Source organism: Fibrobacter sp. UWCM, assembly GCF_900129735.1.
Classification (GTDB): Bacteria; Fibrobacterota; Fibrobacteria; order Fibrobacterales; family Fibrobacteraceae; genus Fibrobacter.
Map to the genome: position 1 here is coordinate 140,644 of NZ_FQWR01000003.1, position 13,379 is coordinate 154,022.

The 13,379-nt window shown below is 50.8% G+C and carries 13 protein-coding genes; 2 read left to right on the forward strand and 11 right to left on the reverse strand.

Features of this window, described 5'->3' with window-relative positions; genetic code table 11:
- The first annotated feature begins 60 nt into the window (after positions 1–60).
- Positions 61–219, forward strand: coding sequence for a hypothetical protein (locus BUB22_RS16580; protein WP_175547223.1), 159 nt, complete (start codon positions 61–63; stop codon positions 217–219).
- A 7-nt stretch (positions 220–226) separates the two neighbouring features.
- A complete protein-coding gene (locus BUB22_RS03255; RefSeq protein WP_073113907.1) occupies positions 227–580 on the forward strand; it encodes a hypothetical protein in 354 nt (117 codons plus the stop codon).
- Between the two features lie 52 nt (positions 581–632).
- On the opposite strand, the gene BUB22_RS03260 is transcribed toward BUB22_RS03255, so the two are convergent.
- The 11 genes from BUB22_RS03260 to grpE form a co-directional block, all read right to left on the reverse strand.
- Entirely contained in the window at positions 633–1,304 is a 672-nt protein-coding gene (locus BUB22_RS03260) for a hypothetical protein (protein WP_073113908.1), read from the reverse strand.
- 45 nt (positions 1,305–1,349) lie between these two features.
- On the reverse strand, positions 1,350–2,633 hold the full coding sequence (locus BUB22_RS03265) for an ATP-binding protein (RefSeq protein WP_073113909.1): 1,284 nt from the start codon (positions 2,631–2,633) through the stop codon (positions 1,350–1,352).
- A gap of 201 nt (positions 2,634–2,834) precedes the next feature.
- Positions 2,835–3,524, reverse strand: a complete 690-nt coding sequence (locus BUB22_RS03270) for a hypothetical protein (RefSeq protein WP_073113910.1) — start codon at positions 3,522–3,524, stop codon at positions 2,835–2,837.
- Positions 3,525–3,684: 160 nt separating this feature from the next.
- On the reverse strand, positions 3,685–3,993 hold the full coding sequence (locus BUB22_RS16030) for a DnaJ C-terminal domain-containing protein (protein ID WP_073113911.1): 309 nt from the start codon (positions 3,991–3,993) through the stop codon (positions 3,685–3,687).
- A 254-nt stretch (positions 3,994–4,247) separates the two neighbouring features.
- A complete protein-coding gene (locus BUB22_RS03280; protein ID WP_073113912.1) occupies positions 4,248–4,898 on the reverse strand; it encodes a hypothetical protein in 651 nt (216 codons plus the stop codon).
- 86 nt (positions 4,899–4,984) lie between these two features.
- Positions 4,985–6,130, reverse strand: a complete 1,146-nt coding sequence (gene dnaJ, locus BUB22_RS03285; protein WP_073113913.1) for a molecular chaperone DnaJ — start codon at positions 6,128–6,130, stop codon at positions 4,985–4,987.
- A 100-nt stretch (positions 6,131–6,230) separates the two neighbouring features.
- Positions 6,231–8,132, reverse strand: a complete 1,902-nt coding sequence (dnaK, locus tag BUB22_RS03290) for a molecular chaperone DnaK (RefSeq protein ID WP_073113914.1) — start codon at positions 8,130–8,132, stop codon at positions 6,231–6,233.
- Positions 8,133–8,325: 193 nt separating this feature from the next.
- The gene (rhuM, locus tag BUB22_RS03295) at positions 8,326–9,348 is read right to left on the reverse strand and encodes a RhuM family protein (RefSeq protein ID WP_073113915.1); all 1,023 of its coding nucleotides are present in this window, start codon (positions 9,346–9,348) and stop codon (positions 8,326–8,328) included.
- Positions 9,349–9,508: 160 nt separating this feature from the next.
- Positions 9,509–11,626: a family 43 glycosylhydrolase gene (locus BUB22_RS03300; RefSeq protein ID WP_073113916.1), complete on the reverse strand. Its 2,118-nt coding sequence runs from the start codon at positions 11,624–11,626 to the stop codon at positions 9,509–9,511.
- Positions 11,627–11,917: 291 nt separating this feature from the next.
- Complete coding sequence (locus BUB22_RS16245) at positions 11,918–12,478, reverse strand: hypothetical protein (protein ID WP_139258689.1); 561 nt, start codon at positions 12,476–12,478, stop codon at positions 11,918–11,920.
- Positions 12,479–12,607: 129 nt separating this feature from the next.
- Complete coding sequence (gene grpE / locus BUB22_RS03310; protein ID WP_073113918.1) at positions 12,608–13,300, reverse strand: nucleotide exchange factor GrpE; 693 nt, start codon at positions 13,298–13,300, stop codon at positions 12,608–12,610.
- Between the last annotated feature and the right edge of the window lie 79 nt (positions 13,301–13,379).

Genomic DNA, 13,379 nt, shown 5'->3' on the forward strand with positions numbered 1-13,379 from the left:
GGAAGAATTTTGCATGCCGCCTTGTTATTTTTTAGGGGTAAATCATTACGACGGTTTTTTATGAAGAATTCATTTGCCAAAAGTTTTGTGGTCTGTGCCCTTGCTGGGGTGCTCGGTGTTGCGTTTACTGGTTGCGACGATTCGTCATCGGCGGGTGGCGATGAAACCGAAACAAGCGCCCTGAGCAGCAGCGCCAAGGTCACTGAGCCAGCCCAATGAATATGGCGTGGTGGGGAAATTCCGCGACGGTCAAATTATCCTTGGCGGCTACCGCACCGACGACCCCGAAGAAGAAGTCCCGTGCACCTTTTTGGACCCGGAATGCGGTTGCATCCTAAAGCCTGAAGACAAACCCTTCGACTGTAGCATCTGGCCGCTCCGCATTATGAATAAAGACGGTAAACTCGTCATCGCGCTCACGCCTACATGCCCGAGCATCGGCGCAACCCCGGATAAGGCCCTCGTGGACCTGGTGCTGGGCGGCCTCGGAGAAACAATTTTCGAGTACGCCAAGACGCACCCGTACATTGTCAAAGAATACCGCGAAGGATTTCCGGTGGTTTTTATTTACTCCCACTAGTCAAGGCGGCTTGTACGAACCATTTCTTTTCAAAATCATGGTCGAAGTTTTATTAACGTTTGTCGAGATCTCTTTCGCCAAACCTTTCGAAAAATATGGGAAGAACTTTTATTTGGAAGAAAAAGCCCATGTTTCGTCGTCTATTCGTTACCTCAAACTGAACACCGCCACCGACAAACATAAAAAGTAAATTGGCCTGCAGGCCGACGCTTTCCATAAATCCAACTTCTCTCATATCCCAATCGTCTTTGTCTATCCACCATTCAAATAGATGATTTTCGAATATGGATAGGCCAATCATGTTGTTTCCCAAAAGAGCATAATAGGATGTACCTGAAGAAAGCCATAATGATCCGAAAACAATGTAGTAGGCAACAGATATTTCTTCTTTTTCCTCTTTGTAACCTTCATTGGCTTGCAATATTAGATTTGCCGTGCCTGCAATCAAAAAAATACTTAAGCTACCATAAGATGGCTCATCAGCATCTAACCTTAAATCTAGCCGTGGGGAATATTCAAGATATAAGCCTATGTTTTTAAACGGCTGAAATCCATTTAAAATAAATCCTTCGATTGCAATTCTGTCTAGAGAGGAATATCCGAAACCTCCCAAAATAAGGGCGGGGTCAATTTGTCTTTTCCTATCTACCTCGGGGACTACGCCATCTTCGTTCGCAAATGCGATGGCGCATATTAAAAGTACGATGGCGATGAATTTGTTCATGAATGTAATTATAAAAAACTCTTCTATAAACCGCCCAAACGTAACTCAGTCGCTCCATTCCGTTTGTATCAAAAAATCCAGTAAGCCGACAACAAGAATTCCGTTGTCGTCGTAATGCTGCTTGACAACGTCTTTAACGACGATAATCCGCTTAAATCCGTCCGTCAGGTTCACCAGGGATTTCTTCTCCTGCTCGCGTTTTTCGGCGGTCGATATTTCAAAGGCGGATTGAATGTTGAATCGCTGGCTCCCTTTGTTTGCCACAAAGTCGATTTCGTAATACGACCGTTTTGGCTTGCCCTCGATTTTGACTTGCCGTTCCACGACCCCCACATCCACGCAGAAGCCCCTGTAGCGGAGTTCGTTGTATATGACGTTCTCCATCACATGATTTTCTTCCATCTGCCGAAAATTTAGCCGAGCATTCCGCAAGCCGACATCCTCGAAGTAATACTTGCTGGGGCTCCCAATATATCGGCGCCCCTTCACGTCATAACGGTTCGCTTCGTTCAAGATAAAGGCGTCACGCAAGAAACCGATATAGTTCGAAACGGTGTATTCGCTGATTTCGGAATTGTAGACGCTCCTGAAGGTCTGGCAAATCTTGTGCGGATTGGTAAGCGAGCCGGTCGCCGAAGCGAGGATGTTTATCAGGTCGTCCAGTTCGACCTTCTTCTTTATCCTGTACCGTGCCTGAATGTCCTTGAGGTAGGTTTCCTCGAACAACTTTTTCAGGTAAAGGATTTTCTGTTCGTCAGTCTTCAGCGATGGCAAAAGCGGAAGTCCACCGTAGGTCGAATATTCCGCCCAGGCATGGTAAATGTCCCCTTCGTAAGCTTGCATGAATTCCGAAAAAGAAAGCGGAAGCACGTGAACCTCGTCGCCACGGCCACGGAATTCTGTCATCACGTCGGTGGAGAGGAACCTGGAATTGGAACCTGTCACATACACGTCCACATTATGGCGGTGCAACAACCCATTCAACACGTCGTAAATTCGGGGTGGCTTGGTCGACTTGATTTCTTCGTCGGAAATCGCGTATTGAATCTCATCCAAAAACAGGTAGTATTTCTTCGATTCGTCGGGAGTCCTTTCGCGGATATACGCAGCAAGTTCGTCCACGTCCCTGAGACGCGTGAGCCTGTCGTCGTCCAGGGCGATGGAGATGATATCTCCGCGCTCCACACCCGATTCCAGCAAGTAGGCGTAGAAGAGTTCAAACAGCAGGTAGGACTTTCCGGAGCGCCGAACGCCCGTAACGACCTTGATCATGCCGTTGCCCATCCTGTTTTTTAGGTCTTCGATGTATTTCGGACGTTTAATCTTCATATTTAATATTTTTGCTACATTCTGTTGTTTCTATGAATAAATATACATAATTTTTCATAAAAATGCAAAATGTATTTAATATTTTTGCTACTTTCAACAAAAATATTAAATAAGCGACATTTTTACGCAAAAACACCCAGGTCGATGGTCCGCACAAATTATCCCGCAACTACAGCAGGAAGCGGAATAAAATCATTAGTTTTACAATATCCGGTAACCGGTTTGCAGGAACAATTTTGAGTTCCAGTCTCGGTCAAAATTCTTCTCGAATCGAACTCCGGTATCAATAAAGAGCTTGTCATAGCGGGTTACGCCTTTACATTGGGGGTAATCGCAAGCAGACTCCGTTTTCTTCAAGATGAATTCTAAGCGAAGTCCCAAATCGTCTTGAAATGTAATACTTTTCTTGTGCCAGCCCTTTGTGATTATCTCGGTCACAAACCGATGCTTGTTTACGATGCCTAGCCACCTTTGGGGTAATACCGGGAAATAAAGAGAACTGTGCCAAGCATAATTAACTCCCATAAAAAGTGGGTATCCGATGTCTAATAAAATTGGAGACCCGCCTGCAAAGCCTATACTAAAGGGCACTGCACTAATAATGCACCATAACGCTTCGTCAGAAACTCTTTGAATCCGGCCAACTGTTGAAATTTGGAAATGAAGGAAATCCATTCCTATTTCCATGTCGTAGAAGTCAAAAGGGAAAAATGAAATTGTGATCAGGTTCAGGTCGATGGTCGGTGCATTACCATTCAATCCTTGGGCATAGCCTATAAAGAATACGTCTGCTGTAGAAGAATTATGCTTTCCGTAAAAACTGTTTACGCGAGTCTCGCCAAAAACAACTGTAAAAAGAAATAATAAACAAATTAGGACAAATTTTCTCATATATATTTAATATAAAAAATCCCGGGCAACAAAGTCCGGGATAATTTCTTTGATACTACTCCTTCGAACCTAACTCAACTAAGGCAACAAGTTGCCAAGTTTCGTATATCGGCTTCGCTCAGGATGACACGGAGCCTGCCCTGAGCCTGTCGAAGGGTTGTTATTTGAACAGGTTCTTCATCTTTTCAAGGAAGCTTTCTTCCTGTGCGGTTTCCTTGTCGTGCCTGAGTTCCGCGAGTTTCTGGTAGAGTTCCTTCTCTTCGCGGCTCAAATCCTTCGGGATTTCCACGCCAATGTTCACGTAGAGGCTTCCACGGTCGCCGCGCTTGTTCAGCGGGTACAGGCCCTGTTCGCGCAGGAGTAGAATACTTCCGGCCAGAGTACCGGCCGCAATCTTGATCTGTACTTCGCCACCGTCCAGCGTCGGGATTCGTTGCGTACCGCCAAAGACCAGCTTGTGGACCGGCACCTTGGAATCTTGATGGAGATGTCTTCCGTTTCCTGCACACGACCCTCGCCGCGGCAATGGCTACACGGATTCGCGATGACTTCACCCATACCGTTACAGGTGGGGCAGGCGCTTTCGGAAACCATCTGGAAGAAACCGCCAGACACGCGGCGCACGCGCCCCGATTCCGTTCAAGTTGGATCGCACTCGCACATATGACATAAAGGGCCGCAGCCTGAAATCGCGCCCCAATTACGGCGTGTATTTCTAATTACTTATTTTCTTAAATAAATAAAAGAATTAGTAGTGATCAGAGCGGCTTGCACGAACCATTTCTTTTCAAAATCACGGTCGAAGTTTTTCTCGAATCGGAATCCGCCATCAATGAAAAATCCATAATGGCCTTCGGGGTGAATTTGAAGACGGATGCCAATGTCGTCTTGGAATGTAAAGCTTTCCTTGTGGATTCCCTTGGTAATCATTTCGGTTATAAGACGATGCTTGTTTACAAAGCCAAAATAATTGTTGGGCACTACCGGGAAATAGAGTGACCCATGTAATATAAATCCAATCACTTCTATAGTGCGTAAATACCCATCTAAAGATTCGAAACCTTCCGAACGTCCCGCAGGTTTTTTCACTAACCAAGGGGCTGCTGCAAGGACTAAAAACGGTAATTGGAATATGGATTCGTCTGAGATAGCTTGAAAGCGATCTGTGAATCCAATTTGAAAACGAAAGATATCTATCCCCACTTCCATACCATAATTTTCAAATGGTTGGGAATGCCATCCGTAACTTAAATCGCCAACGGGAGTGGTCCCTGTCAATGTCTGGGAATAACCACCTGATAAATAAACCCCATATTCATCGCAAAAAGCAGATGTCATCAAAAAGAGTAGGGCTATAATAAGGACTTTTTTCATATAAAACTTCAAATGTCATTTTAAAAATAATATAAAAAATCCCGGGCGTCGCAGCCCGGGATAATTTTTTACGATGACATTGCGCGTCACTTGAACAGATTCTTCATCTTCTCGAGGAAGCTTTCTTCCTGCGCGGTTTCCTTGTCGTGCCTGAGTTCCGCGAGTTTCTGGTAGAGTTCCTTCTCTTCGCGGGAGATGTCCTTCGGAATTTCCACGCCGATGTTCACGTAGAGGCTTCCGCGGTCGCCGCGCTTGTTCAGCGGGTACAGGCCCTGTTCGCGCAGGCGCAAGATGCTCCCGGCCTGAGTGCCGGCCGCAATCTTGATCTGCACTTCGCCACCGTCTAGCGTGGGGATTCTCTGCGTACCGCCAAGCACCAGCTTGTGGACCGGCACCTTGATTTCGCAGTGCAAATCGTCGCCTTCGCGGGTGTAGAAGTCGTCGGGCTTTTCGGCAATGACCGCCAGCAAGTCGCCGCAGGCACCGCCGCGAGGACCGCAGTTGCCTTCGCCGCGCAGGTTCAGGTACTGGCCCTCGGCAACGCCCGCCGGAATCTTGATGGAAATCTCTTCCGTTTCCTGCACACGACCTTCGCCATGGCAGTTGCTACACGGTTTCGCGATAACTTCACCCGTACCGTTACAGGTGGGGCAGGCGCTCTCGGTAATCATCTGGAAAAATCCGCCTGTAGAGCGGCGCACACGACCCGTTCCATGACAGGTGCTGCATTCCTTGATGTCCTGACCGCCCTTGCCGTTACATTCCGTACACGGCGTGTAGCGTTTCAGGCGAACCTTCTTGGTGCAACCCTCGAAGATTTCCTTGTAGCTGAGCGCCACCTTGATCTGCAAATCGTTTCCGCGCGGAGGCCCGGCCTTGCGTGAGCTCCTGCGGCCACCGCCGCCAAAGCCACTGAATCCGCCACCGAAAATATCGCCAAAGTTCGCGAAGATATCCTCGAAACTGAATCCCTGGCCGCCGAATCCGCCGCCACCAAAACCGCCACCGGGGGCGTTAAAGCCGAACTGGTCATACTGCTTACGCTTCTCGGGGTTGCTGAGCACATCGTAGGCCTCGGCAGCTTCCTTGAACTTCTCTTCGGCTTCCTTGTCGCCCGGGTTCTTGTCCGGGTGGTACTTGATGGCAAGTTTCTTGTAGGCGTGCTTGATCTCGTCTGCACTCGCGTCCTTGCCGACGCCTAGAACTTCGTAATAATCTCTTTTTTCAGCCATAATATGCCTTCGGCTTCACTTCGATTAACAAACTCTATTTACGCAAAAAGGATTGCCCCTTTTTGAGAGGCGAATCCTGTTTGATTTTTTAAGGTTGAAATTAGTCAACCACTTCCGCGTCGACGACTTCCGGACCGTCGCCCTTCTTGTCGTTCTTCGGCTGTTCAGAAGCACCCGGCTGCGGACCCGGCTGGGCCTGGTTTGCACCGGCGGCCTGGGCCATGGAGCTGATCATGCCCTGGAGCTTGTCCATAGCGGCCTTGATCTCTTCCTTGGTGCCGTTGTCCTTCTTGGCCTTGATGTCGTCGATGGCAGCCTGCAGCTGGCTCTTGGTGTCGGCCGGCAGCTTGTCGCCAAATTCCTTGAGCTGACCTTCAGCCTGGTATGCCATCTGTTCGGCCTGGTTCCTGATATCCACCAGCTCGCGCTGTTCCTTGTCCTTGGCAGCGTTGGCTTCGGCATCCTTCACCATCTTGTTGATTTCGTCTTCAGACAAGCCGCTGGAAGAAGTAATCTTGATGGACTGTTCCTTGCCGGTTTCCTTGTCCTTAGCAGACACGTGCACGATGCCGTTCGCATCGATATCGAAGGTCACTTCGATCTGCGGCACGCCACGGGGCTTCTTCGGAAGGTCGGTCAAGTCGAACTTGCCGAGCGTACGGTTGTCGCGGGCAAATTCGCGTTCGCCCTGCAACACGTGAATCGTCACGGCCGGCTGGTTGTCTTCGGCGGTAGAGAACACCTGGCTCTTCTTGGTCGGAATCGTGGTGTTACGGTCGATGAGCTTGGTCATCACGCCACCGAGAGTCTCGATACCCAAGGAAAGCGGGGTCACGTCGAGGAGCAACACGTCCTTCACGGAGGAGTCGCCGCTAAGCACGGCACCCTGGACGGCGGCACCGATAGCCACCACTTCGTCCGGGTTCACAGTCTTGTTCGGTTCCTTGCCGAAGAACTTCTTCACGGCTTCCTGAACGGCCGGGATACGGGTCGAACCACCGACCAGGATCACCTCGTCGATTTCGCTCAGGGAGAGGCCGGAGTCGGCGATAGCCTTGCGGCAGGGTTCCATGGAGCGTTCCACCAGGTGGGCGGTCAGCTGGTCAAACTTTGCACGGCTGAGCGTGAGGTCCAAATGTTTCGGGCCCGAAGCGTCGGCAGTGATGAAGGGGAGGTTGATGTTCGTGGAAGTCGTGGCAGAAAGGTCGATTTTCGCCTTTTCCGCGGCGTCCTTCAAACGCTGCAGGGCCATCTTGTCCTTCTTCAGGTCGATGCCCGGATTGTCCTTCTTGAATTCGTCGTTGATCCAGTCGATGATGACTTCGTCGAAGTTGTCACCGCCGAGCATCGTATCGCCGTTGGTGGCCTTCACGCTGAACATGCCGTCGTCGATTTCCAGGATAGAGATATCGAACGTACCGCCACCGAGGTCATACACGGCGACCTTTTCGCTCTTCTTGGAGTCAAGACCGTAGGCAAGGGCTGCTGCCGTCGGTTCGTTCACGATACGCAGCACTTCGAGGCCAGCAATCTTGCCGGCATCCTTCGTAGCCTGACGCTGGGAGTCGTTGAAGTAGGCAGGGACCGTAATCACGGCCTGCGTCACCGGCTGGCCCAGGTAGTCTTCGGCAATCTTCTTCATGGTCTGGAGAACCATGGCCGAAATCTCGGGAGGAGCGAACTGCTTGTCGTCCACCTGCACGCGCACCGGGTCAGAACCCGTGCCCACCAGCTTGTAGGGCATGTTCTTTTCGGCAGCGGAGCATTCGCCGGCGGTGCGGCCCATGAAACGCTTGATGGAGTAAATCGTCTTTTCGGGGTTGGTGATGGCCTGACGCTTTGCCACGTGGCCCACCAGACGTTCGCCGTTCTTGCCGAAAGCGACAATGGACGGGGTGGTGCGGAAACCTTCCGCGTTAGCGATGACGACCGGCTTGCCGCCTTCCATCACGGACACGCAGCTGTTGGTCGTTCCCAAGTCAATACCGATAATCTTGCTCATAATGAGTCTCCTATTTTAAATTCTTTAGCCCGTAGGCCTTTTTACGCCCATACATAAGCAAAACCCGTGCCAAACGCTAATAACTGGCAAAAAACGGCCATTTCGTTTCGTTCTGAAACAAGAAAAAGCCCTTAATCGGGGCAAAAACGGCGTGTTTCATAATGAAATAGTGGTTGGGGAGACCTCCTCTTGATTACATTGCACCGTCATCACCCTTCACGTTCTTTTTGGGGGAAGACTCCTTTGTCACCTCTTGGACTTTTTCAATGACTTCTTCCGGAGTTACAAAGTTCAGCACGCTGTATGCCGAAAACTCGGCGCCCATATCCTTGAAAGAAGCTCCGAAGTGGTAAACAGTGTCGTCTACAAGCAGGAAACGGTCATGAATAACTCGCATGGTCTTTAAATCAAATTCCGGATGCTGTTTTTTGTACAATGCAGCCTCTTCCTTGAACTGGTGCGATATTCGCGCAGAATAGATGGTGGCAGAGACTCCTTCTGCTTTCATCGCGGCAAATTTCAACGCGCTAATATCGGCGTACGGATCAATGAACACCACCGATTTTTTGGCCGTCTTTACGAGGTCGGCAATCAGCACATAGCCGTCGAATCGTGTATTTGGGGCAATGACCCCTCCGTTTGGTAGCTGGGCCGCCTTCACGAAGAAATCAATATGGTTCTCTACCGCCCTGATGCGGGCATCCTGCGAATTAACCGAGACCTTCATTTCGGCAATTTCCTCTTTTTGCGACTCGATTTGTTTCTCTTGTTCCTGGAAGCGGCTTTCGAGCTGCATTCCTGCCGCGAGCATGCGGCGGTTGAGGCTGTAGCCCTTGAGCAAATGGTCCTTGAGGACTTGGTTTGCCCATTGGCGGAATTTTACACCATTTGCTGATTTTACGCGATAACCAATGGACAGTATCATGTCCAGATCATAATGTTCAACCTGGTAATTTTTACCATCTTCGGCAGTTGTCGCAAATTTTGCGACAACTGAATTTTGACATTCCTCGCGAAGTGCATTTGCAATATGCTTGCCGATAGTCTTGATGTCGCGATTGAACAGCAACGCGATTTGTTGACGATTAAGCCACACTGTCTCGTTTTCGACACGAACCTCCAGCTTTATTGCCCCCTCGGGCTGGTAAAGCACAATTTCGCCTGTTTTTTCGTCATTTTGGTCCATTTTCACCTCATAAAAAAAGACCGCATCCATTTAATCCTCAATATGAGAATCGACGATAAATGGAATACGGTCGTTGGCAAGCATGGCGCTGCCCACTATGCCTGTTTAGGCGTAATATACAAAAACGGGTTGATGAAAGCAAACCTTTTAAGGCGGGGGAGGCTGCGCGCGGTTTAAGATGCGCGAGAACTCATTCCCCGACTTGCAGTTTCAGGGTCTTTCCGGCGGGGTTGCGGACCACATAGACGCCGCTCCCGTAACCGGCGGTCTTGAGTCCGGCCTTGAGGTCCGTGAGTGTTGCGCCGGCGTTCAGGCGGATGTTCCCGAGCTCGGAGCCCATCAGGTCGAACACCCTGTAGCTGCCTGCGGCCCTCGCGAAAGCGTTTGCCATGCCCGCGGCTCCGACGCCGTTTAGGGCGATTTTCGGCACGATGCCCGTGGTCCCGTTCCTGATATCCTCAGCGCTGCCTTCGCTTTCACCAAAGGCAATCCAGTCGAGGTTCACGTAGTCGCTTGTTACCATCACCTTGAGCACGTGCTCGCCCTCGGTGAGTTCCTTGGTGGTCGTTCCCTTGAAGGTGCCGTAGGAGTCGAAATCCCCGGTGCCCGCGAGTGCGAGCGTGTCGGTAATCGGCTCGTCGTCCATAAAGAGCTGCACGCTCGTGTTGTCCATGCCGCTTGCATAGCTGAGCTCGAAGGGGAGTTTCCCGCCGGCCTGCACGTTCACGGTGTATTCCAGCCATTCGCCCTTCTGCGTGTAGCCCACGGCAAATCCGTCGCCGTTTTTCACGATGTCTACGCGGTCTTCGCGGTATTCGCCGCCCTGGTTCTTGGTATCCATGTCGTAGTAGGCCTTGCCCGCACCGCCCACGTCGTAGTTCTCGAAGTCGATGAAGTTGGCCGTGCCCTCGACCTTCGCGCCCACCACCGGCACGTCGCATTTTGCCTCGGGGTCGCCGAGTTTCGCCTTGCAGAACGGGCCCTGCGGAATGGAGGTCTTGCTGTCCTCGAATTCCCAGTAGTCCGCCTCGAAATCGCCCGCGAACACGAAGAACACGTCGTGCTTGCCGACCGCACCGGAGAGCGGCACTGTCACCAGGCCGTCGGCGCTAAATTCCGCCTTGCCGACGATTTCGCCATCCACCTTGTCCAGACGCACGGTGATGCTCGACGCCTTCTTGACGCTCAGTACCGACGCCGAGAAACTTTCCGCGCCCACGTCGCCGAATTCCACGCCGCTAATCTTGGTGTATTTCCCTTCGGAAAGATTGGTGATGACCGTATTGCCGGCGGTACCGCTCTTGCGGACTCTCACGTCTTCGCCCCACGACATGGTTTCCGCTTCCACGCGCTTGTACGGGTCGAAATCTTCCAGCTGGGCCACGCCATTGTCCGGCCAATAGTCAATTTTTTGAATAGTACCGTCGGCGTTGTACTTCATTTCGGAAAGGCCGACAGAACGACGCTCCTTGTGTTGGTATTTCTGGCCCATCTTCTCGGACTTGTAACGCCAAAGTTCGTAATTCAGGCCGAAAACATAGGATTTTCCCTTGAAATCTATGATTCCCGGGTGGTTCCCGTTACTGCGCGAAGAATGCGGCATAATGTCGCCCTTGTAGGTCCAGGGGCCCGTAATCTTGTCGCTCATGGCATACCCGATACCTTCCGCACAGCAGGTGGATGCGAAAGTCATGTAGTAATTGTTGCCGTGCTTATAGACCCAAGGGCCTTCCTGGTAATCCTTGATCTTGGGGTAGGTGACGATGGAGCCCTGAGTACTGATCATGTCCTTGTTCAACTTGATCAAGTACAAATCGGGGTTGCCCCAGTACATGTAGGCCTGCCCGTCGTCGTCAATCCAGACGGTAGGGTCGATATCGTTCCAGTGCTCGCGCTGCCAGACCAGGGCCTTGTTCAAAGGTTCCTTGAAGGGGCCGTAAGGGTTGTCCGCCACCAAGACGGAAATGCCGTTGCCGTGAATGGGGACGTACATGAACCACTTGCCGTCGCGCTCGATGACCTGTTCCGCCCAGGCCCCGTTGGTTTTTGAGCTCCACTTGATATCGCCCAGGCTCGCTACGGCACCGTGGCTGGTCCAGTTGACCATGTCCGTGGATGTGTGCAACAGCCAGTCGTACATCATGAACCCGTCGGCATTGTCTTCGTCATGGGTCGTGTACAGGTAAACCGTATCCCCATGGACATAGGGCGCCGGGTCCGCCGTATAGTTCGTCGTGATTACAATTTTCTGAGCGAAACCCGTACAAGCCAAGGCCAATACGGAAGAAACGAATAAGATATTTTTCATCTTAATCTCCAAACATGTTTTACACCAGAGATAAAGATATATCGCGAAAAGCCCCGCGGAACGCCCCGGAATTAACTTATCATTGACAATTTTACAAAGGTGGGGGAAACATCCCCCTGCTTGCAGCCGCCTTGTCCGCGCCAATTCTCGTCATCCCCGCGCCAATTCTCGTCATCCCCGCGAAGGCGGGGATCTTTTCTGCGCGTCCAAGCCGTCTTCCAGCACCCCCTCGCCTAGGTGGTTCCACCCCCTAAAACCCCCGGCTTAAATGTTATCAAAGGATAACTTAGGTTACAAACAACCCACAGAAGTCATATAATCTTTTAATTCCTTATCTGATACGCACTTGCAATTATATTGAACCATAGTTTGTATAGCTTGCTTTTTTCCTAGACCGGACAAATTCATGCCATTCACAACCAAATTTTGTTCAAGAGATTCACATGCTTGTTTAGCTGAGATTGCATAAACAGTTGAACAAACAAAATAAATGCCCTGACAAGACAATCTTTGTGTCGTTTCTTTTGGTGTTGTCGGTATGCTACTACTTGTATTTGGGGATGTACTACTAGATGAAATATTTTGACTACTGTAACTGATGGAAGTATTGCTTTGGGGATTAGGTTGTGCAACGCAAAAAGATCGATAATTAGCTTCCGAATTATAGGTGACTCCATTCAAACTACAATAGTATGAGGGAACTGTATGGACTGTTGGTGCGGTAGGTTTGGAAGAATTGTCCGAACAGGCGACAATAACTATTGATACTGCTACAACAAAGTATCTTGCTAACAAAACAAAAAAATCTATTTCAAGCAGCGTCTTGCCGTAATATTCCTTCAGTTTGGCCATGATTTCCTCTTTTTTATGGGGCTTCCATTTAAATATAATAAAAACCCCGGCCATCGTTACGAGAGGTCGGGGATTCAATAGGGGAGTCGCGCGGGGGAGTGTCGCGCGGCTCCGGATGGCGGCGCGGGCTTATTTCCCGGAAGAGACGATCACCTTCGCGGTTTTGAGGATCTTGTTCTTGAGCTTGTAACCCTTCTGGAACACGGTGACCACGTGGCCTTCGGGCACGGTCTCGCTGGGCTGCTGCATCAGGGCTTCGTGCATGTTCGGGTCGAATTCCGCGCCTGTCGGGTCGATTTGCTCGAGGCCCGCGTCGGTCAAGATTTTTGCGAACTGGTTGTAAATCATCTGCATGCCTTTTTCGAAGGCTTCCAAATCCTGGGCCTTGTTTTCGCTCGCGAAGGCGCGCTCGAAGTTGTCCTGCACTTCGGAGAGTTTTTCGAGGAGCTTGCCGTTCGCGGTCTCGATGAGTTCGAGCTGTTCCTTGGCGGTACGGCGGCGGTAGTTGTCGAATTCGGCAATTAGGCGCAAGTTGCGGTCGTTGGCATCGGCAAGGGCTGCCTTGAGCGCGGCAGTCGGGTCTTCGGCAGGCTGTTCGGCAGCGGGTTCCGCAGGCTGTTCTGCTGCGTCTGCAGCATTTTCAGCGGGGGCGTCGGAAGGCTCAGCGACCTTTTCTTCGGCCTGTGCGTCGGCCTTGTTCTCGGTTGGTGAGCCTGTCGAACCATCCATCTTCATTGCGTCTTCGGCGGCCTTGAGCACGTCATTCTCGAATTTTGCCTTTTCTTCTGCGGTCGGTTCCTGCTGATTCAAATCTTCTGCCATTTCAATACGTTCCTGTTTAATTGCCCGCCGGAATATTGCCCGCGGGACATCTGTTTTACATTTTCTGCGCAAAAAGCAC

Bases quoted from the DNA above. Each gene is read 5' to 3' on its own strand.
- BUB22_RS16580 (WP_175547223.1), top strand. From the start codon at position 61: ATGAAGAATTCATTTGCCAAAAGTTTTGTGGTCTGTGCCCTTGCTGGG.
- BUB22_RS03260 (WP_073113908.1), bottom strand. From the start codon at position 1,304: ATGAACAAATTCATCGCCATCGTACTTTTAATATGCGCCATCGCATTT.
- BUB22_RS03265 (WP_073113909.1), bottom strand. From the start codon at position 2,633: ATGAAGATTAAACGTCCGAAATACATCGAAGACCTAAAAAACAGGATG.
- BUB22_RS03270 (WP_073113910.1), bottom strand. From the start codon at position 3,524: ATGAGAAAATTTGTCCTAATTTGTTTATTATTTCTTTTTACAGTTGTT.
- BUB22_RS03280 (WP_073113912.1), bottom strand. From the start codon at position 4,898: ATGAAAAAAGTCCTTATTATAGCCCTACTCTTTTTGATGACATCTGCT.
- dnaJ (WP_073113913.1), bottom strand. From the start codon at position 6,130: ATGGCTGAAAAAAGAGATTATTACGAAGTTCTAGGCGTCGGCAAGGAC.
- dnaK (WP_073113914.1), bottom strand. From the start codon at position 8,132: ATGAGCAAGATTATCGGTATTGACTTGGGAACGACCAACAGCTGCGTG.
- rhuM (WP_073113915.1), bottom strand. From the start codon at position 9,348: ATGGATGCGGTCTTTTTTTATGAGGTGAAAATGGACCAAAATGACGAA.
- BUB22_RS03300 (WP_073113916.1), bottom strand. From the start codon at position 11,626: ATGAAAAATATCTTATTCGTTTCTTCCGTATTGGCCTTGGCTTGTACG.
- BUB22_RS16245 (WP_139258689.1), bottom strand. From the start codon at position 12,478: ATGGCCAAACTGAAGGAATATTACGGCAAGACGCTGCTTGAAATAGAT.
- grpE (WP_073113918.1), bottom strand. From the start codon at position 13,300: ATGGCAGAAGATTTGAATCAGCAGGAACCGACCGCAGAAGAAAAGGCA.